Annotated in this window: 20 protein-coding genes and 1 tRNA gene; 13 read left to right on the forward strand and 8 right to left on the reverse strand. The window is 66.3% G+C overall.

The features are described 5' to 3' along the window. Nucleotides 1–89 precede the first annotated feature (89 nt). A tRNA-Pro gene (locus PW734_06440) sits at nucleotides 90–163 on the reverse strand. Between the two features lie 102 nt (nucleotides 164–265). On the opposite strand from PW734_06440, the gene sufC reads away from it, so the two are divergent. The 4 genes from sufC to sufT are packed head-to-tail and all read left to right on the forward strand — an operon-like array spanning nucleotide 266 to nucleotide 4,410. Further along, complete coding sequence (gene sufC, locus PW734_06445) at nucleotides 266–1,042, forward strand: Fe-S cluster assembly ATPase SufC (GenBank protein ID MDE1170829.1); 777 nt, start codon at nucleotides 266–268, stop codon at nucleotides 1,040–1,042. A 29-nt stretch (nucleotides 1,043–1,071) separates the two neighbouring features. Then, nucleotides 1,072–2,466 (forward strand): Fe-S cluster assembly protein SufB, encoded by a 1,395-nt coding sequence (gene sufB / locus PW734_06450; protein MDE1170830.1) that lies wholly within the window; start codon nucleotides 1,072–1,074, stop codon nucleotides 2,464–2,466. A gap of 23 nt (nucleotides 2,467–2,489) precedes the next feature. Next, on the forward strand, nucleotides 2,490–3,851 hold the full coding sequence (gene sufD, locus PW734_06455; GenBank protein MDE1170831.1) for a Fe-S cluster assembly protein SufD: 1,362 nt from the start codon (nucleotides 2,490–2,492) through the stop codon (nucleotides 3,849–3,851). Nucleotides 3,852–3,858: 7 nt separating this feature from the next. Then, a complete protein-coding gene (gene sufT, locus PW734_06460) occupies nucleotides 3,859–4,410 on the forward strand; it encodes a putative Fe-S cluster assembly protein SufT (GenBank protein ID MDE1170832.1) in 552 nt (183 codons plus the stop codon). Nucleotides 4,411–4,495: 85 nt separating this feature from the next. Here the strand turns inward: sufT and PW734_06465 are convergent, their stop codons facing one another. Genes PW734_06465 through PW734_06480 form a run of 4 tightly spaced genes read right to left on the reverse strand, consistent with a single transcriptional unit; the run spans nucleotide 4,496 to nucleotide 6,564 of the window. Beyond that, nucleotides 4,496–4,915 carry a hypothetical protein gene (locus PW734_06465; protein ID MDE1170833.1) on the reverse strand — a complete coding sequence of 140 codons (420 nt, stop codon included), beginning with the start codon at nucleotides 4,913–4,915 and terminating at the stop codon, nucleotides 4,496–4,498. Then, a complete protein-coding gene (locus PW734_06470; GenBank protein ID MDE1170834.1) occupies nucleotides 4,912–5,355 on the reverse strand; it encodes a phage holin family protein in 444 nt (147 codons plus the stop codon). The genes PW734_06465 and PW734_06470 overlap by 4 nt, the downstream gene beginning before the upstream one ends. A gap of 18 nt (nucleotides 5,356–5,373) precedes the next feature. After that, a complete protein-coding gene (locus PW734_06475) occupies nucleotides 5,374–5,694 on the reverse strand; it encodes a DUF883 family protein (protein MDE1170835.1) in 321 nt (106 codons plus the stop codon). A 36-nt stretch (nucleotides 5,695–5,730) separates the two neighbouring features. Further along, nucleotides 5,731–6,564, reverse strand: a complete 834-nt coding sequence (locus PW734_06480; GenBank protein MDE1170836.1) for a hypothetical protein — start codon at nucleotides 6,562–6,564, stop codon at nucleotides 5,731–5,733. Between the two features lie 135 nt (nucleotides 6,565–6,699). On the opposite strand from PW734_06480, the gene PW734_06485 reads away from it, so the two are divergent. The 3 genes from PW734_06485 to PW734_06495 are packed head-to-tail and all read left to right on the forward strand — an operon-like array spanning nucleotide 6,700 to nucleotide 9,068. After that, nucleotides 6,700–7,623 carry an ATP-binding cassette domain-containing protein gene (locus tag PW734_06485; GenBank protein ID MDE1170837.1) on the forward strand — a complete coding sequence of 308 codons (924 nt, stop codon included), beginning with the start codon at nucleotides 6,700–6,702 and terminating at the stop codon, nucleotides 7,621–7,623. 45 nt (nucleotides 7,624–7,668) lie between these two features. Next, nucleotides 7,669–8,544, forward strand: a complete 876-nt coding sequence (gene ilvE / locus PW734_06490) for a branched-chain-amino-acid transaminase (GenBank protein ID MDE1170838.1) — start codon at nucleotides 7,669–7,671, stop codon at nucleotides 8,542–8,544. A gap of 32 nt (nucleotides 8,545–8,576) precedes the next feature. Next, on the forward strand, nucleotides 8,577–9,068 hold the full coding sequence (locus tag PW734_06495) for a UvrB/UvrC motif-containing protein (protein MDE1170839.1): 492 nt from the start codon (nucleotides 8,577–8,579) through the stop codon (nucleotides 9,066–9,068). On the opposite strand, the gene PW734_06500 is transcribed toward PW734_06495, so the two are convergent. Both PW734_06500 and rlmN read right to left on the reverse strand, forming a co-directional pair. Further along, nucleotides 9,058–9,540 carry a hypothetical protein gene (locus PW734_06500; GenBank protein MDE1170840.1) on the reverse strand — a complete coding sequence of 161 codons (483 nt, stop codon included), beginning with the start codon at nucleotides 9,538–9,540 and terminating at the stop codon, nucleotides 9,058–9,060. The genes PW734_06495 and PW734_06500 overlap by 11 nt on opposite strands. After that, nucleotides 9,537–10,571, reverse strand: a complete 1,035-nt coding sequence (gene rlmN / locus PW734_06505; protein ID MDE1170841.1) for a 23S rRNA (adenine(2503)-C(2))-methyltransferase RlmN — start codon at nucleotides 10,569–10,571, stop codon at nucleotides 9,537–9,539. The genes PW734_06500 and rlmN overlap by 4 nt, the downstream gene beginning before the upstream one ends. 66 nt (nucleotides 10,572–10,637) lie before the next feature. Between rlmN and PW734_06510 the strand changes: the two genes are divergently transcribed. The 3 genes from PW734_06510 to PW734_06520 all read left to right on the forward strand — a co-directional run bounded on the left by PW734_06510 (nucleotide 10,638) and on the right by PW734_06520 (nucleotide 14,801). After that, nucleotides 10,638–11,618 carry a 2-enoyl thioester reductase domain-containing protein gene (locus tag PW734_06510; protein ID MDE1170842.1) on the forward strand — a complete coding sequence of 327 codons (981 nt, stop codon included), beginning with the start codon at nucleotides 10,638–10,640 and terminating at the stop codon, nucleotides 11,616–11,618. 17 nt (nucleotides 11,619–11,635) lie between these two features. Continuing rightward, nucleotides 11,636–14,104 (forward strand): transglycosylase domain-containing protein, encoded by a 2,469-nt coding sequence (locus PW734_06515; GenBank protein MDE1170843.1) that lies wholly within the window; start codon nucleotides 11,636–11,638, stop codon nucleotides 14,102–14,104. A gap of 142 nt (nucleotides 14,105–14,246) precedes the next feature. After that, a complete protein-coding gene (locus PW734_06520; protein ID MDE1170844.1) occupies nucleotides 14,247–14,801 on the forward strand; it encodes a type 1 glutamine amidotransferase in 555 nt (184 codons plus the stop codon). Here the strand turns inward: PW734_06520 and PW734_06525 are convergent. Further along, nucleotides 14,798–15,586, reverse strand: a complete 789-nt coding sequence (locus tag PW734_06525) for a ParA family protein (GenBank protein ID MDE1170845.1) — start codon at nucleotides 15,584–15,586, stop codon at nucleotides 14,798–14,800. The genes PW734_06520 and PW734_06525 overlap by 4 nt on opposite strands. 67 nt (nucleotides 15,587–15,653) lie before the next feature. On the opposite strand from PW734_06525, the gene PW734_06530 reads away from it, so the two are divergent. The 3 genes from PW734_06530 to PW734_06540 are packed head-to-tail and all read left to right on the forward strand — an operon-like array spanning nucleotide 15,654 to nucleotide 18,817. After that, a complete protein-coding gene (locus tag PW734_06530; GenBank protein ID MDE1170846.1) occupies nucleotides 15,654–16,586 on the forward strand; it encodes an ATP-binding cassette domain-containing protein in 933 nt (310 codons plus the stop codon). Between the two features lie 4 nt (nucleotides 16,587–16,590). After that, the gene (locus tag PW734_06535) at nucleotides 16,591–17,340 is read left to right on the forward strand and encodes an ABC transporter permease subunit (GenBank protein ID MDE1170847.1); all 750 of its coding nucleotides are present in this window, start codon (nucleotides 16,591–16,593) and stop codon (nucleotides 17,338–17,340) included. Between the two features lie 10 nt (nucleotides 17,341–17,350). After that, nucleotides 17,351–18,817, forward strand: a complete 1,467-nt coding sequence (locus tag PW734_06540) for a GldG family protein (protein MDE1170848.1) — start codon at nucleotides 17,351–17,353, stop codon at nucleotides 18,815–18,817. The last annotated feature ends 14 nt before the right edge of the window (nucleotides 18,818–18,831 follow it).

Genomic DNA, 18,831 nt, shown 5'->3' on the forward strand with positions numbered 1-18,831 from the left:
CTTTTAAAGAACGAGTTGTGAAATTAAAGGGGGCGGAAAAAAATTCTTTCCGGCGTGAATTGCCGCCGTAAGGGGGAAAGAATTGCCCTTCGGAGCGACAGGATTTGAACCTGCGACATCTAGCTCCCAAAGCTAGCGCTCTACCAGGCTGAGCTACGCTCCGTTCAAGGGAAACGGGGTCATCCTGCCCCTGGGGGACGACCGGCGCAATACTGTTTGTTTGCGCTGGGGATGGCGTTGGGGTAGGATGGCCCGCTTCAAATTTATGAGTCTCATTATTAAAGATTTGCACGCCAAGATCGGAGAAAAGGAGATCCTCCGCGGACTGAACCTGGAGATCCCCACCGGTGAGGTGCATGCCATCATGGGGCCGAACGGCTCCGGCAAGAGCACTCTGGCCAAGGTGATGAGCGGCCATCCCGATTATACCGTGACCGGCGGCGAGGTCATCCTGGACGGCGAGAACATCCTGGAGATGGAGCCCGACGAGCGCGCGCGCAAGGGCCTCTTCATGGCCTTCCAGTATCCGAGCGAAATCACCGGCGTCACCATCGCCAACTTCCTGCGCGCCGCTCTCCAGGCCCGCCTTCCGGAAGGGGAGGAGCTGGACGCCCCCGCGTTTTACCAGACTCTCTACAAGAAGATGGACGCCCTGGAGATGAAGCGGGAGTTCACCTCCCGCTATGTCAACGAGGGCTTCTCCGGCGGCGAGAAGAAGCGGAACGAGATTCTCCAGATGGCGATGCTCGAGCCCCGCTACGCCGTGCTGGACGAGACCGATTCCGGCCTGGACATCGACGCCCTGCGCATCGTCGCCAACGGGGTGAACACCCTGCGTGGCGCGGAGCGCGGCATCCTGGTCATCACCCACTACCAGCGCCTGCTCGACTACATCGTGCCGGACAAGGTCCACATCCTGGCCGCGGGCCGGATCATCCACACCGGGGACAAGGATCTGGCCCTGCGCCTGGAAAAGGAAGGCTACGACAAGATCCTGGCCCAATACGGCGTCAAACAGGCCGAGGAACTCGCAACCGTATGAGCATCCCTCCCGTCGAAGAGAAGCCGGAAATGGCGATCGATATCGACCGCAGCGCGGGCGATTTCCATTATGAGATGGAATACGCCTACGACGCGGGCGTGGGCCTTTCCGAGAAGACGGTCGACTACATCTGCGACGTGAAGAAGGATCCGGATTGGATCCGGGACTTCCGCAAGCGCGCGCTGAAGATCTTCAGCGACCGCCCCATGCCCACCAACTGGGCGACGAAGGATCTGGAAGCGATCGAGTTCGACAAGATCCGCTACTACCTTTCCCAGGGCCAGCAGCCGAAGCGCACCTGGGAAGAGGTGCCGGACGACATCAAGCGCACCTTCGAGCGCCTGGGCATCCCCGAGCAGGAGCGCAAGTTCCTGGCGGGCGTAGAGGCCCAGTTCGACAGCGAGGCGGCCTACTCCAACATCAAGGCGGCCGTCGGCGAGCAGGGCGTCATCTTCGTCGGCAGCACGGAAGGCCTGCACAAGCACCCGGAGATTTTCCGCAAGTGGTTCGGCAAGGTCATCCCCAGCGGCGACAACAAGTTTTCCGCCCTGAACAGCGCCGTCTTCTCCGGCGGCAGCTTCATCTACGTGCCGCCCGGGGTGAAGGTTTCCCACCCGCTCCAGGCCTACTTCCGCATCAACGCGCAGAACTTCGGCCAGTTCGAGCGGACCCTCATCATCGCCGACGAGGGCGCGGAGGTGACCTACATGGAGGGCTGCACCGCCCCGAAGTTCGATACCGCCACCCTGCACAGCGCGGTGGTGGAGCTGGTCGCCCTCAAGGGGGCCAAGATCCAGTACATCACCGTCCAGAACTGGGCGCCCAACGTCTTCAACCTGGTCACCAAGCGCGGCTTCGCCTACGAGGACGCCGAGGTGAAGTGGATCGACTGCAACATCGGCTCCCGCCTGACCATGAAGTATCCCGGCGTGGTCATGAAGGGCCGCCGCGCCCGCGGCGAGGTCGTCAGCATCGCCCTGGCCAACGACGGCCAGCACCAGGACACCGGCGCCAAGATGGTCCACGAGGCCGACGAGACGACCAGCACGATCGTCTCCAAGAGCATCAGCGTGGGCGCGGGCCGGGCCACCTACCGCGGCCTGGTGGAGATCCCCAGCCACCTCTCCGGGTGCAAGAACAACACGGAGTGCGACGCGCTGCTCATCAATACCAACTCCCGCACGGACACCTACCCCGCCATCGAGGTGCAGGGCAACCGCAACTCCGTCCAGCACGAGGCCAGCGTGAGCAAGGTCAGCGCCGAGCAGATCTTCTACATGCAGCAGCGCGGCCTTTCCGAGGCGGCGGCGATGAGCCTCTCCGTCAACGGCTTCGTCAACGACCTGGTGCGCCAGTTCCCGCTCGAATACAGCGTGGAGCTTAAGCGCCTCATCGACCTGGAGATGGAAGGCTCCGTCGGCTAACCCTTCGTTTCTTTCCCCAACCCATGTCTTCTTCGACCACCCTTGAAAGCCCCGCCGCGTCCGCCGCGCCGGGCCTGCCCCTCGACCGCCTTCCCCAGGCCGACGCCGCCGCCTCCGCGCCAGCTTGGTGGCGCGCCGCCCAGGAAGAGGCCTGGGGCCGCTATGAAAAGCTCCCCGCCCCCCACCGCAAGGAAGAGGGCTGGCGCTTCACCGACCTGGCCCGCGTGGCCACGGAAGGTTTCCGTGCCGCCCTCCCGGTGAGCGCCGCGGCCCGTGCCGAGATCGAGAAGGCCGGCGGCTCCCTCTACGGGAAGGCCCCGGCGGGCCGTGTCTGCTACGCCAACGATACCCTCTTGGTCCACGAGCCGATCTCCAAAGAGCTGGCCGCCCAGGGCGTCGTCTTCCTGCCGCTGGCCGAGGCCCTGCGCGACGCCAAGGCGTCCGCCCTCCTCAAGAAATATTTCATGGCCCGGGAAACCGGCCTGGGGGCGCGCCGCTTCGAGGCGCTCCACCGCGCCTTCTGCCGCGCCGGCATCCTCCTCTACGTCCCCGCCGGGGTCGAGGTGAAGGCGCCCCTCCAGGCCTCCTTCTGGCTGGCCGACGCGGAGGCCGCCGTCTTCCCGCACACCCTCATCATCGCGGAGGACAACGCCCAGGTCTCCCTGGAGGTCACCTACGCCTCCACGACCGGCGCGCGGGGTGGCTTCGCCTGCGTCGCGGGCGACGTCTATGCCGGGGCGGGGGCGCGCGTCCGCCACGTCGCCGTGCAGAACTGGGACGAGAAGGCCGTTTCCCTCCAGCTTGGCTCCACCACGGTGGAGAAGGACGGGCACGCCGCCAGCCTCCACCTGAACCTGGGTTCCCACTACGCCCGCATGGAGAACCGGAGCCGCATGATGGGTTCCGGCGCGCGCAGCGAGATGTTCTCCCTGACGGCCGCCCACGGGACGCAGGAATTCGACCAGCGCACCTACCAGGAGCACGCCGCGCCGAATACGACGAGCGACCTTCTCTACAAGAACGCCTTGGCCGATACGGCGCACACCATCTTCGCGGGCATGATCCGCGTCGACCCCGGCGCGCAGCAGACGGACGCCTACCAGAGCAACCGCAACCTCCTCCTTTCCCCCACGGCGCAGGCCAGCTCCCTGCCCGGCTTGGAGATCGAGGCGAACGAGGTCCGCTGTACCCACGGCGCCACCGCCGGGCAGATCAGCCCGGAGGAGCTCTTTTACATGGCGCAGCGCGGCATCCCCACGCCGGTGGCCCGCCACCTCTTCGTCCTCGGTTTCTTTGACGAGGTGCTGGAGCGCCTGAACGATCCGGAGCTCTCCGCCTCCCTGCACCGCCTGTTGGAGGAGAAATTCGCCCGCGCGACCGCCTAGCCTTCTTATGAGCAGCGAAGAGACCGTCTCCCTGCGCCGCGCCGCCCGCGGCGTGAAGATCCCCAGCGGCGACCCGATCGAGATGCCGGAGGGCTCCCAGGTCACCATCACCCAGTCCCTGGGCGGCTCCTACACCGTCCTCTACGCCAACGCCTACCTGGTCCGCGTCGATTCCCGCGACGCCGACGCGCTGGGCAAGGAGGCCGCCGCCCAGCCGGAGGATTCCGGCGACGGCGCGCCGCCGGACGAGGCGAAGATTTTCGACCAGCTCAAGCTGGTCTTCGACCCGGAAATCCCGGTGAACATCGTCGATCTGGGTCTTGTCTACGACTGCAAGGTTTCCGCCTTGGAAGGCCAGGAGGGCAAATACCGCGTCGACGTGAAGATGACGCTGACCGCCCCCGGCTGCGGCATGGGCCCCGTCATCGCGGGAGACGCGCGGGAGAAGATCCTGGGCGTTCCCGGCGTCGGCGACGCCAACGTGGAGCTGGTCTGGAGCCCGCCCTGGAGCCAGGGGATGATCAGCGAGCTGGGCCGCATGCAGCTGGGCCTGATCTAGCCCGTCCTGTTTTTTGGAACGCCAAAAAGGGGAGCCTCCTTACGGGGGCTCCCCTTGAATCGTACGGGAGGAAAGAGGGGGACGGCTAGGTCTTGAAGCGGGGCGTCACGCTCTCGTGGCGGTGCGCCTCGTCCGGTTGCAAATGCTCCCGCACGGCGCTCCAGTTTTTCCAGAGCTTCACCGCGGTGCCGACCCAGCCCGCGGCGCGGAAACCGCCGCCGAGGAGGGAGCCCAAAAGGGAGGTCTTCACCGCCGTGGCGGCCACGGAGGCGGTCTTCTTCCCGCGCAGCAGGCGCCAGCCCAGGATGAGGCCGCCGGCCACGGCCAGCCAGGTGCCGCTTTTCTTCAGCTTCTGGCCGGTTTCCACGCCGTGCTCGATCCAGCCGAGGGCGCCGCGCACGCTGTCCTCGATCTCGTCGACGGTGTGGGAGAATTCCTGGCGGAGCGCCGCGCTCTGCGCGATGAGGATCTGTTTCCGTTCCGGAAGGCTGCGGGAATTCTTCATGACGGCTCCTGCGGGTTGGCGTTCTTTCCCTCGATCCAACTGCGGTCTTTTTCAAACTCCCGCAGGGTGTCGGCGAAGGGCGGCTTGGCGTAATGGACGAAGCGCCACGTGAGGAAACCGACCAAGGCCGTGACGCCCAGATAGAAGCCGCTCAAGGCCCACAGCATCCGCAGCCGCGCCGCCGGATCGTCCCAGACGGCGAAGATGAGGGTGAAGGTGGCCAATAGGAGGGTGACCGCGCCTAGAAGGATGGAGGCGGAAGCCAGGATGACGGCCTTGACCGCCCGCAGGCTCTCTTCCCGCAGTTCGAGCGAGAAAAGCTCCACGCGGACGTGGACGCTCTGCAGCGCCAGGCGTCCCATTTTCCGGATGGAGGCCAGGAACTTGGGCGCGGCGGAGGTGTCCCCTTCCTCCAGGGGGGGCTCTTGAAGGGTATTCACAAGGGAAGGCCGCGGACCTTACTTGCGGCTGATCAGCAGGCCGGCGAGGAGGCCGACGCCGAAGGAGATGGCGATCGATTCGTAAGGATGGGCGCGGATCGTCTGGTCGGCCTGCTTGGCCCCGGCGATTGCCTTTTCCTTGAGGACGCCGTTCCATTCACGCAGTTGGGCGCGGGCTTCGGTGATGCGGGCGGTGAGGCGTTCGCGGGTGGCGCGGGCTTTTTCGCTCAGATCGCCGGCGGTTTCATGGATGAGGGCTTCCGCGTCCCGGATGACCTCCTGGATGTCGCGGTAAAGCTTCTCTTTGTCGACGTGGGTGCCTTGGTTGGTTGTTTCCATAAATGAATTTAACACACCTTCCCCGAAGCGCAAAAATCAGCGGCTTACGATGGGGGCGGCAAGGGTGCGCTGGGTTTGTTCTCCCTGGGCCACGGTCTGGCTGGAGCGCTGGAAGGGAGCGGAGGCGAGGGCCTGCTTGTCGATGGCGGCCATGGCCTCCTTGGGATTGGCGACGGGGATTTCGCCGGCCATGTCTTCATTGGTCAGGTTGAGGGAGACCTGGTTGGAGAAGCCCTTTTTGGCCAGGAGCTGGGGCAGGGTGGCCACGCCGACGTCGGCCTGGTTGTGGGCGGCCCCGTCGATGACGATCACGCCGCCGGTGGGGGATTGCCCCGCCAGCTGGGCGATGCGGCCGCTCATGATGGAATTCCGCGTTTCCAGGCCGTGCAGGCCGGTGGCCATGTCCCGCGGCATGTATTGATCGACCAAGGCCACCCGGTACCCCTGGTCGACGGCCTGGGTGGCCACCTGGATCAGGCCGCGCGTTTCCTCGCCCCGGCCGGGAGCCATATAGTAGTTGTCCGCCAGGCCCTTGGCCTTTTCCGGGGTGATGGCGGGATTGACGGAGGCGACGGCCGACATCCAGAACTTTTCCTCGTCCTGCGGGGTCCGCGCCGATTTGACGTAGGTGTTGAAGGAGGCCTGGAATTGGTTGGGCAGTTCCACGGCCAGGAGCGGGCTGGCATTTCGGCCGTATTTCTCCTTGTAGGCTTTTAGAATCTGCGTTTCGTCTCCACGGCGATTTTCCATGTGGTTTTCGCCCAAGAAGACGACCGGCGGGATGCCTTTCAACGAGGCCGCCGGGGCGGGCTCACTCAGGGAGGGGAGCTGTGCCTGCGGAGGAGCGGAGGGGACAGGCTGCGCCGGCATGAAAGGAAATCAGCATAAGATGTGCCAGGAATTGCCACCGGGACGCTAGCCATTAGGATAACTGGGCGCATGGAACCGATCATTGACGTTCAAGGCCTGACAAAGGTTTACAGGACTTATGTAAAAGAGCCGGGCATGCGGGGGGCCCTCCGGGGCCTCTGGCGGCGGAAATATGAGGAAACGGCCGCCGCGTCCGGCATCACGTTCCGTGTCCAGCCGGGGGAATTGGTGGGCTTCCTGGGCCCCAATGGGGCGGGGAAGACGACGACGCTGAAGATGCTTTCCGGCCTCCTTTACCCGACTTCCGGCGACGCCCGGGTGATGGGCTTCCGCCCCTGGGAGCGGAAGGACGCCTTCCGCCGCCGTTTTGCCCTGGTGATGGGGCAGAAGAACCAGCTGTGGTGGGACCTGCCCGCCTCCGAATCGCTGGAGCTGAACCGCGCCATCTACGGCATCGACCGGGCGGAGGCGCAGCGGACGCTCGATGAGCTGACGGAGTGGCTGGAGGTGCGGGACAAGCTCCGCGTCATGGTCCGGGAGCTTTCCCTGGGGGAGCGGATGAAGTTTGAGCTGATCGCGGCGCTCCTTCACCGGCCGGAGGTGCTTTTCCTGGACGAGCCGACGATCGGCCTCGATGTTGTTTCCCATAAGAAGGTGCGGGAGTTCCTCCGGGAATATGCCCGGAAGCGGAAGATCACCACGCTTCTGACCTCCCACTACATGCGGGACATCGAGGAGCTGTGCGAGCGGGTGGTGATTATCGATCACGGGAAGCTCTTCTTCGACGGGCCGCTGGAGGCGATTACCGACCGGTTTGCCTCTCACAAGATTTTGACTCTGCGCTGGGATCGAGGGCTGCCCGCGTTCCCGTTCGCGGAGGCGGGGGAGGTCCTGGAGCGGGAGGACGACGCGATCCGCCTGCGCGTGCCGCGCGGGGAGATGATCGCCGTCACCCAGCGGCTCCTTTCCCAGCTCTCCCCGGACGACGTGACGATCGAGGAAGTTCCCATCGAGGAGATCATCCGCCGCGTCTTCCAGGGGAACGCCCAAAAAGCCTAATTCAGCCTAGCTTTTCCGGCGCGGGCCGGTAGGAATGGACCCCCTATGAAGGTCTTCATCGACGGCAAGTTCTACGATCAGGCGGACGCGAAAATCTCGGTTTTCGACCACGGCCTCCTTTACGGTGACGGCGTCTTTGAAGGCATTCGCATTTACCACGGCCGCGTCTTCCTTTTGGACGAGCACCTCGACCGCCTGGCCGATTCGGCGAAGGCGATTCTCCTGAAGCTCCCGCTGTCCCTGGCCGAGATCAAGGAGGCCACCCTGGAAACCTGCCGCCAGAATAACCTGAAGGAGGGCTACATCCGCCTGGTGGTCACCCGCGGCATTGGCAACCTGGGCCTCTCCCCGGACAAGTGTCCGGTCGCCTCCCTCATCATCATCGCCGACACGATCCAGCTCTATCCGAAGGAGTTCTACGAGAAGGGCTTGAAGGTCGTCACGGTGCCCAGCCAGCGGGTCTCCCCCGCCGCCCTCAGCCCGGCGATCAAGTCCCTCAATTACCTGAATAACATCATGGCCAAGGTGGAGTGCCAGCAGGCCGGCGCCCAGGAGGCGATCCTCCTCAACGGGGAGGGTTACGTGGCCGAGTGTTCCGGAGACAACGTCTTTGCCGTGAAGAAGGGCGTCGTCTTCACTCCGCCGATCCACGCCGGGGCGCTGGGCGGCCTGACCCGCGGCTCCGTCATCCGCCTGGCCAAGGAGGCCGGTTTGGAAGTCCGGGAGACGATGCTGACCCGTTACGACCTCTTCGTCGCCGACGAGCTGTTCCTGACCGGCACCGCCGCGGAGGTGGTCCCCGTCATCGACATCGACGGCCGGATCATCAGCGAGGGCCGCCCCGGCCCCGTGACGGCCGACCTGACGCGCCGCTTCCATGAGTTGACCCGAGTCGTGGGCGTGCCAATATATTCGGAGTGACATAACCCTCCGGATGAGGGGGGTTTACGCCCATGAAGTGCCAATTCTGCAATAACGCCGCCACTGTCCATCTGACCCAGATCGTGGGGGGAAAGATGCAGAAGATCGACCTGTGCGAGAAGTGCGCCAAGGAGAAGGGCGTGGCCGATCCGGCCGGCTTTTCCCTGGCCGACATGCTCCTGGGCCTCGGTGCGGCGGAGGAGATGAAGGGCGGCAGCCCGGCGGAGCTGGTCTGCCCGCAGTGCGGCTTCACCCAGCCCGATTTCAAGAAGACCGGCCGCCTCGGCTGCGCCGTCTGCTACCTGACCTTCGGCGAGGGGCTTTCCTCCATCCTCAAGGACATGCACAAGGGCACCGTCCACAAGGGGAAGGTGCCGCCCCGGCTGGCGCAGCAGCAGATCTACGCCACGCGGATGCGCGACTTGCGCAAGGACCTCCAGCGCGCCATTTCCGAGGAGAAGTACGAGGAGGCGGCCAACCTCCGCGACCAGATCTCCCAGCTGGAAGCGCAGATCAAGCCGTAGCGCGCAGCTCCCGCAGGTCGGCCAAGTCGACCTCCCGCGCGGCCTTTTCCTTGTAGGCGATGAGCGCGGCCTTCTTTTCCACCGGCAGCTCCAGGCCTTCCAGAGGGAAGGCGTCCCAGTCGTTCAAATCGGCCTCCAGCTCGAGCCAGCGGCCCGTGGCGCGGTCGAGGAGCCGGTAGGCGGCGCCGCTCAGGTCGATGTCCTGGCCGTCCCGGCGCAGGGTGAGGAGATCCAGGTCCCAGGTTTCGTCCGCGTACCGGGCGGGGCCGCTGACGGTCCATTCCCGGAGGCGCGGCGCCAGGCGGGCCAAGGCCTCGTTGGGGACGTTCAGGTCGATGTCGGCCAGAGGGCGGGTGGCCCCGTGGAGGCGGGCGGCCAGCCCCCCGGTGATGGTGAAGGGGACGGCCTCCTCCCGCAGGAGCGGGACGATCCAGCGCAGGGCGGCGAGGGCCCGGGCGGGCAGGGGCGTCACGCCTTCAGTTCCCGCAGGCGGAGCTGGCCGCAGGCGGCGTCGATGTCGTGCCCCTTTTCGTGCCGCACGGTGGCGGTGCAGCCCGCCCCCTTGAGCTGGTCGGCGAAGGCGCGGATGACGGCGTCCGACGGGCGTTTCCAGGGGAGCCCCTCCACGGTGTTGTAGGGGATGAGGTTCACCTTCGCCCGGACGCGGCGGGAGAGGCGGGCCAGTTCCCGCGCCTGTTCCGGCGCGTCGTTGATCCCCTCGATGAGGATGTATTCGAAGGTGATGATCTGCCCCTTCTTCCGCTGGTAGGCGGCGCAGGCGTCGATGAGCTCCGCCAGGGGGTATTTCTTGTTCACCGGCATGATTTGGCCGCGCACGGCGTCGGTGGCGCCGTGGAGGGAGATGGCCAGCCGGAGCTGGCGGGGCTGCTCCGCCAGCTTGTGGATCTGCGGCACCAGGCCGCTGGTGGAGATGGTGATGTGGCGCGCTCCGATGTTCAGTCCCCAGGGGGAGTTGAGGATCTCCACCGCGCGCAGGAGGTTGTCGTAATTGGCCAGAGGCTCCCCCATGCCCATGAAGACGAGGTTCTGGATGCGGCTGCCCGCCACGCGCTCCGCCTCCACGACCTGGGCGACGATCTCCGCCGGGGAGAGGTTCCGCTTCCAGCCGTCCAGGCCGCTGGCGCAGAATTTGCATCCGTAGGCGCAGCCCACCTGGCTGGAGACGCAGAGGGTCTGCCGGTGGGAGCGCTCGCCGAAGAGGTTGACGTTGGCGGGGATCAGGACGCTTTCGACGAAGTCTCCCTTGGCCAGTTTCCAGAGAAATTTCCGCGTGGTGTCGCCGGAGCCTTGTCGGCGCGCCTCGGAGAGGGGGTGCAGGTCGTACGTGCCCGCCAGCTGGGCGCGAAGGGACTCCGGCAGGTCGCTCATGGCGGCAAAGTCGGTCGCGCGGCGCTCAAAGACCCAGCGGGCCACCTGGTCGCGCCGGTAGGACGGCGCGTCGCCCAGGTCCCATTCGGAGGGTAGCTGGTCCAGGAGGTACATTCCCAAAGGGTAGCGGCTCGTTCGGCCCTCGACAAGGCGCGGGCGGGTCGGGAAAATGGGGGGCCGATGCCCCACGCGCTCGCTTTTGAGGCCTTTGGCCCCCCTGCGGAAGTCCTTTCCTGGAGGGAGACCTCCTCCGGGCCGCTGGGGGCGGGCCAAGTCCGCGTCCGGATCGAGGCCAGCCCCATCAATCCGGCCGACCTGAACCGGATCGAGGGGACGTACGGCACCCGCCCGCCGCTGCCCGCCGTGGGCGGCGTGGAGGGGGCGGCCCGGGTCGTCGAGACGGGCTCTGACGTCGAATCGGTGAAGCCGGGGGACCTGGTCCGGCTGCGCGGGGGCGGCTACTGGCGGGAGGAAGCCGTGGTGCCTGCGGAGGAGGTTGTCCCGTTCCCGCCCGGCCTGACGGCGGAGCAGGCGGCTCTTTTCCAGGTGAACCCGGCGACGGCTTGGGGCCTCCTTCATGAATTTGCCCGGCTCCAGCCCGGGGACTGGGTGGTCCAGAACGCGGCGACTTCCGACGTGGGGGCCCATGTCATCGCCCTGGCCCGACACTACGGTTGGCGGACGCTGAACCTGGTCCGGCGGGAGGGAGACGTCGCCCCCTTAAAAGCCGCCGGGGCGGACGCGGTGACGGCGGCGGCCGATGCGGAGTCCCTCCTGCGGGAAACCGGCGGGGCGCGGCCGGTGCTGGCGCTCAACGCGGTGGGCGGGGAGAGCGCGGCCCTCCTGGCCAAGGTGCTGGCGCCCGACGCCGCCCACGTCACCTACGGGGCGATGGGCCGCCAGCCGGTGAAGCTTTCCAACCGGGCCCTCATCTTCGAGAACATCGCCTTTCACGGCTTCTGGGTCAGCCGCTGGCGGACGAAGGCCGATCCGGTCCGCGTCGCCGCCATGGAGGGGGAGCTGGCGGGGCTTTTCGCCGGGGGGGTCCTGCGCGCCCGGGTGGAGGCGCGCTACGCTTTTCCGCAATACCGGGAGGCGCTGGCCCATGCGGCGCGGGAGGGGAAGAAAGGGAAAGTCCTCTTTGTGCCCGGCCAGAAGTAGAGTACCGTAACCGCGTTTTGAGACCGTCGCTGCTTCATTCCTTCTGGATCGCCCTGGGGATCCTCTTTTCGCTCGTCGCGGGGGCGGTCTTTCTTTGGCTGGTCTACTCGGCGGGCTGGGCGCTCTGCTTCAACCTGAAGAAGGTGAGCCACATGCCGCTGACCACGGTGATCTACGACCGGAACGGCCATCCCCTGCAGCGGATTTTCCAGGAGAACCGGGTGATCGTCAGCGGGGACCAGGTCTCCCATTACCTCAAGGATGCGATCGTCGCCACGGAGGATCAGCGGTTTTACCGCCACGTCGGCGTCGATCCCATCTCCATGGGCCGCGCGGCGGCGGGGAACCTGTTCCACGGCCACGTCTCCTCCGGCGCCAGCACCATCACCCAGCAGCTGGCGCGCAATTCCGCCCACATGTCCCAGCGCACCTATGGGCGGAAGCTGAAGGAGATCTTCCTGGCCCTGCGTTTGGAGAGCGTTTACACGAAGGAGCAGATCCTCACGTTCTACATGAACCGGATCTTCTTCGGCGGGCGGCTCTACGGCGTCGGCTCCGCCTCGGAAGCCTACTTCGGGAAGGCGCCGAAGGACCTCACCCTTTCCGAGGCGGCGATGCTGGCCGGGATCATTTCCGGCCCCAATTCCTTCTCCCCCTGGCATAATCCGGCCAAGGCGAAGGCGGCCCGCGCCCGCGCGCTGCGCCGCATGGAGGACCACGGCTACATCACGGAGGCGGAGCGCCGCGCGGCGGAGGAGGAGCCGCTGGCCCTGCGTCCGCTGGAGCCCTCCGTCGGCTCCCACGCCGGGGCCGCCGCCTGGCGGGAGGCGCAGGACCTCCTGAGCCCGGGCCTCCTGAGCCGGGGCGGCTTGCGCATCGAGACGACGATTGACCTCGGCTTCCAGCGGGAGGCGGAGGCGGAGGTGGAGCGGCAGCTGGAGCAGATCGAGGCGGAGTCCGACTACCGCCACCTGACCCGCGCGCGGGCGATCCAGGCGGGGCGGGAGGGGGCGCCGTATCTCCAGGGCGCCTTCGTCGCCCTCGACAACCGGGACGGAGGCATCCTGGCCCTGGTGGGGAGCCGCAATTACGACGAGAGCCACTTCGACCGCGCGCTGGCGGCCTGGCGGCAGATCGGCTCCACGGTGAAGCCCTTCGTCTACGCCAATGCCTTTAACGTGCTGAACATCGGCGGCATGACGCAGGTCGACCGCAGCCACTTCGACCTGCGGCGTCCGGACTGGGCCACGGCGGGCCTCAATCCGGACCCGGCCAACCCGCCCGACTTCATCCCGGTCCGCCAGGCGCTGGAGACGAGCGATAATTTTGCCTCCGTTCGTACGGCGGTGGCGGGGGGCTTGGAGAATTTCGCCGACCTTTTCCGCCGCGCCACGGGGGTGACGATCCCGCCGTATCCCTCCTCCGCGCTGGGGGCCTGTTCCGTCACGCCGCTCCAGGTCGCGGCGGCGTTCTCCATCTTTCCCAATTACGGCATCAAGAAGAAGCCCTACCTCATCCGGCGAATCCTTGACCCGGAGGGGCGCGTCCTTTACGAGCATGTCCCTTCCGAGCAGCGGGTCCTTTCCCCGCAGGTCGCCTTCCAGGTGAACGACCTGCTCCAGGGCGTCGTGGACGAGGGGACGGGCCGCGGCGTCCGCGCCGCGGGCGTGCAGGGGGCGGTGGGCGGCAAGACCGGCACCACGAACGATTACAAGGACAGCTGGTTCGTCGGCTACACGACGGCGGTGACGGCGGGGTTGTGGATCGGCTTCGACACGCCGGTGCAGATTCTGCCCGGCGGCTACGCCTCCCGCCTTTCCGTGCCGCTCTGGGGCCGGATCATGGCGCAGGCGCAGACCTATTACCCGCCCGGCACGTTTGAGCCGCCGCCGGGCGTGGCCCTGGTGCAGACCTACACCACGCGGGACACGTTCTTCGGCTCGGAGCAGGTGCCGAACGGCCGGGCCGAATATCTCCGCGCCGAGCAGCGGGACGCCGGGGGGCCGCTGCTGGCGATCGGCGGCGCGCCCGCCGACCGGGTCCTCCCCGCCACCGCCGTGGGGGAGGAGGCTCCCGGAGCGGAGAAGGCGGCGCGCGCTCGGGCGGTGGCCACTTCCGTTCCGGCCCAGCCGGTCGCCGCCGGACCGGACGTGCCGGAGCCGCGCATCTTCACCTGGCTCCGGGACCAGTATCACCGTTTTACGGCCCCCGCCGCGCCCTCCACGGGCGGCGACGAGACTATTTCCGTCTCCGCCGCGGAGGCGACTCCGCCGCCCCGCGCCCAGCTGGTGGCGCCCCCGCCTTCCGCCGGGGAAGCGGCTGCCGCGGCCGTCGAGCCCGCCGAGCCGGTGGAGCGGGCCCAGCCTGTCGGGGGCGCGGAGCCGGTCGAGGCGGCGCAGCCCGTGGAACCGGTCCGCGCCGCCACGCCGGTCGCTCCCCGGGCGGAGCCGGTGCAGCGGGCGCTTCCGGTGGGCAGTCCGCAATAGCCCCGCCGTGCCGATCCTGCAAAGTGCGGGAAGAGGGGCGGTATTTTCCAAGATGTCCGTTTTCAAAACCATCTGGCATTCAATTACTTAAGTCCGATCTGTGGGGGCATGGCATGGCCCCTGATCCTCATCAGGAATGAACATGCCCAATTCCCTTCAAGGCAAGGTCATCGCCGTCCTCATCGCGGACGGCTTTGAACAGAGCGAATACGAAAAGCCAGTCGAGGCCCTCCAGGAAGCGGGCGCGGAGATTAAGATCGTCTCCCCCTGCAGGGAAGAGGTGAAGGCCTGGAACCACGACGCGTGGGGTATCCGTGTGCCGGTCGATTTGGCGCTGGAACAGGCGCAGAGCGGCGATTTCGACGGGCTGCTCCTGCCCGGCGGGGTGATGAATCCCGACACGCTGCGCATGGAGGAGGACGCCGTCTCCTTTGTCCGCGACTTCTTTGACGAGGGGAAGCCGGTGGCCGCGATTTGCCACGGGCCGCAGCTCCTCATTGAGGCCGATGTGGTGATGGACCGCCGGCTGACGTCCTATCCCTCCATCCGGACCGACCTGGAAAACGCCGGGGCGGAATGGGTGGACGAGGAGGTGGTGGTCGACCAGGGACTGGTCACCAGCCGCTCACCGAAGGACCTGCCCGCCTTCAACGAGAAGATGGTGGAGGAATTCGCCGAGGGCGTCCACGCAGGCTAGGCCAAACCCTGCCGCTCCAGGAATTCCTGGGCCAGCCGCCGGTAGCTTTGCGCGCCGATGCTGGAGGAATCGTACTTCAGGATCGGCTGGCCGTGGCTGGGGGCTTCGGCCAGCCGGACGGTGCGAGGAATGATCGTCTGGAAGGCGAGGGCGGCGACGTTCTGCCGCACGTCGTCGACGACCTGCTGGGAGAGGCGCGTGCGCGCGTCGTACATCGTCATGATGACGCCCGCGACCTGCGGCTTGAGCGCGGGATGGATGGCGCCGATCTGTTCCACGAGGTTGAGGATCTTGCTCAGGCCCTCCAGGGCGAAGTATTCGCACTGCAGGGGGACGAGGAGCGCGTCGGCGGCGGCCAGGGCGTTCGTCATGAGGATGCCCAGGGAAGGGGGGCAGTCGATGAAGGCGAATTCGTAGCGCGCGGCGGGCGCGCCGGGCTCCTCGCGGAAGGCCTGGAAGGCCTCGCGCAGGGCGGTCAGGGGGTTTTCCCGGCGGGAGATCTCGATCTCGCTGCCGGCCAGATCGATCTCGCACGGCACGACGTCCAGGTTCGGGTAGGCCGTGGGCACGATCTGCTCGGAAAGGCGGCGTTCCCCCAGGAAGACGGGGTAGAGGCTCCCGCGCTCGTTCGGCTCCAGGCCCACGCCGCTGGTCGCGTTGGCCTGCGGGTCCAGGTCGATGAGAAGGGTGCGATGGCCCGCCTCCGCCAAGGCGGCGGCCAGGCTGATCGTGGTCGTCGTCTTGCCGACGCCGCCTTTCTGGTTCGCGATGGCGTAGATCTTCATGCGGGGGGACGAGGGTGCGATAAACTTGACATCGGCGCAAAAGGATTTTTTCATACCTGACCCAGGTATGATCGAAGTCGAACATTTCTCCAAAACCTATGCCGGCTTCAAAGCCGTGCGGGACATCTCCTTCCGGGTCGACAAAGGGGAAATCGTCGGTTTCCTCGGACCGAACGGCGCCGGGAAAAGCACGACCATGAAGGTGCTGGCGGGCTACCTCCCCCCCACCGACGGGCACATCCGCGTGGCCGGGTACGACGTGGTGACCGAGTCTCTGGAGGTGCGCCGCCGGGTCGGCTACATGCCGGAGAATGTCCCGCTCTACACGGACATGCGGGTGGACGAGTTTCTCCGTTTCCGCGCGCGCCTCAAGGGCGTGCCGGGCCGCCAGGTCCGGGACCGGGTGGAGCACGTGAAGCGCCTCTGCCACCTGCAGGACGCCCAGCACAAGATCATCGGCACCCTCTCCAAGGGCTTCCGCCAGCGCGTCGGCCTGGCCGACGCGATCGTCCACAATCCCGATCTTCTCATCCTGGACGAGCCGACCATCGGCCTCGACCCCCACCAGATCCGCTCCGTGCGCGATCTGATCCGGGAGCTGGGCCAGCACCACACCATCCTTCTTTCCACCCACATCCTCAGCGAGGTGGAGGCGACCTGCAGCCGCGTCCTGATCCTCAACCGCGGCAAGATCGAGGCCTCCGACACGCCCGCCAACCTGACCCGCCTGGTGCGCGGTGGCGCGGCGGTGGTGGTGGAGGTCCGCGCCTCGCGGGAGGACGCCCTCCAGCACTTCTCCCAGGCCCGCGACGTGGAGGAGGTGGAGGTGATCGAGGAGCAGGAAGGCGGCTGGCTGGCCGTGAAGGCGTTCCCCAAGGCGGGCGCCGACGTGCGGGAGGCGCTCTACGACGTCATCCGCCACCGCGGCTGGTCCCTGCGCGAGATGCGCCGGAGCAAGGCGAGCCTGGAGGAAATCTTCGTCGAACTGACCCAAGACTAGGCTTATGAATTTCTGGACCCTCTACAAGCGGGAGCTGCGCAGCATCTTCCTCTCCCCCATCGCCTACGTGGTGATGACCGGCGCGGCCCTCATCCAGGGCGCGGGCTTCGCCGTTTTCCTGGCCCTCATGATCTATCAGAACATGCGGGGTTACTCGATCCTCTACGCCTGCCTGAACGCCTTCGTTTTCTGGTTCACCATCATGGTGGAGGCGCCGCTCATCTCCATGCGCTCCTTCTCGGAGGAATATAAGATGGGCACCATCGAGATGCTCCTCACCGCTCCCGTGCGGGAGTGGGAGGTGGTCCTCTCCAAGTTCGTCTCCCTGGTCACCTTCTTCGTCCTGCTCTGGATCCCGGTGGCGCTGAACGTGGCCTACGTCTATACCTTCAGCGACCAGAAGTTCGACCTGACCTGGGGCATGGTCGTGCTGCCTTTCTTGATGGTCTTCCTCCTGGGCGTTTTCTTCATCTCCATCTGTCTCTTCGCCTCCTCCCTGACGAAGAACCAGATTATCGCCGCCATCCTGGGCTTCGCGCTCATCTTCGCCATCTTCTGCATTAACTTCCTGGCCTACCTGGGCTTGAGCGAAGGGGCGCGGCAGGTCGTCAGCTACCTCTCCTCCCTCTCCCACATGGACACGTTCTCCCGGGGCATCTTCGACACGCGGCCCGTCGTCCTTTACCTGAGCGGCACCGCCTTCTTCCTCTTCCTGACCGAGCGGATCCTGGAGGCGCGCCGCCTCCGTTCGTGATTTTTCGTCCATGAGCAATCCCACCTTCGCCAAGGCCCAGCGCTCCCAGCTTGGCCTCAACAGCCTCCTGACCATCGTCCTGGCGCTGGCCGTGCTGGCCATGGCCAACTACGTCGGCTTCCGCTACTATGTCCGGCACGATTTCTCCAAGGGCAGTTACTACAAGCTCTCGGACAAGACGGTCAAAATCCTCAAGAACCTCCCGGACGAGGTGGAAATCACCACCCTCATGGCCAATTCCGGCCTCCGTTCGGAAATCGAGAATCTCCTGCGCGAATACCGCTACAAGGGCGGCAGCAAGATCAAGCTGGAGTTCATCGACGCGGGCGTCGACATCCCGCGGGCCGAGGAACTGATCCGGAAGTACAACCTCGATCCGAAGCAGGAAAACGTCATCGTCATCGAGTACAAGGACCGCCACAAGGTCATCAATGACTCCTCCCTGGCCGAATACAGCCAGCCCAATCCTTTCACCGGCGAGGCGGGCGAGTTGAAGGCCTTCAAGGGCGAAGCCCAATTCACCGCCGCCATCCAGGCCTTGGTGGAGGGGAAGACGGCGAAGGTCTACTTCCTCACCGGCCACGGGGAGCGCGACCTGGCCGACACGACCAACCCCGTCGGCATCGGCGGCTTGAAGATCTACATCGAGCGGGACAACCTCACCGCCGCCCCGCTCAACCTGGCGCACGAGGGGGCGATCCCGAAGGACGCCGACGCCCTCGTCATCGCCGGTCCGCGCAGCCCGCTGACGGCCAACGAGGTTCAGGCCATCGCTACCTACCTGGCGGACAAGGGGAAGGTCATCCTCTTTCAGGACCCGCAGGCCGTCACCGGCCTGGAGCCGGTGGCGCAGCAATACGGCATCGTCCTGCAGGACACCCGCGTGCTGGGCGCGCTGAACATGGCGGGCAAGCGTTACCTCCTCAACACCGCCATCGGCACCGAATACGCCGACCATCCCGCCGTCCGCCTCCTCAAGGGGATGAACCTGAAGATGGACAACGCCCGTTCCCTGGCCCTGTTGAAAGACCCCGCCAGCCCCAACGTCTCCAAGGCCACCGCCTTGGTGAAGACTCCGGCGGGCTTTTGGGGGGAGACCAATCTGGAAGACCCCAATCCCCAGTTCAATCCCGGCGCCGACATCCCCGGCCCGCTCATTCTGGCCGTGGCCTACGACGGCGGGGAGATCCCCGGGGACGGCGCCAAGCTCGTCGGTTCCCGCTTGGTGGTTGTCGGCGGCTCCACCTTCCTCACCAACGGAAAGCTGGATATGACCGGCCTCGATTTCTTCCTCTCCCTCCTCAACTGGGAGCTGCAGAAGAACCTGGCCATCGGCATCTCGCCGAAGGCGGCCCAGGAATTCGGCCTCAACGTCAGCCCGCTGCAGAAGTCGACCATCATCGTCCTGGCTTTGGCGTTGGCGCCCGGTTTGGCCTTCCTCACCGGGACGGCCGTCTGGTTCTCCCGCCGCCGTTAGGCCCACCTTTAAAA

Source organism: Verrucomicrobium sp. (assembly GCA_028283855.1).
Classification (GTDB): domain Bacteria; phylum Verrucomicrobiota; class Verrucomicrobiia; order Methylacidiphilales; family GAS474; genus GAS474.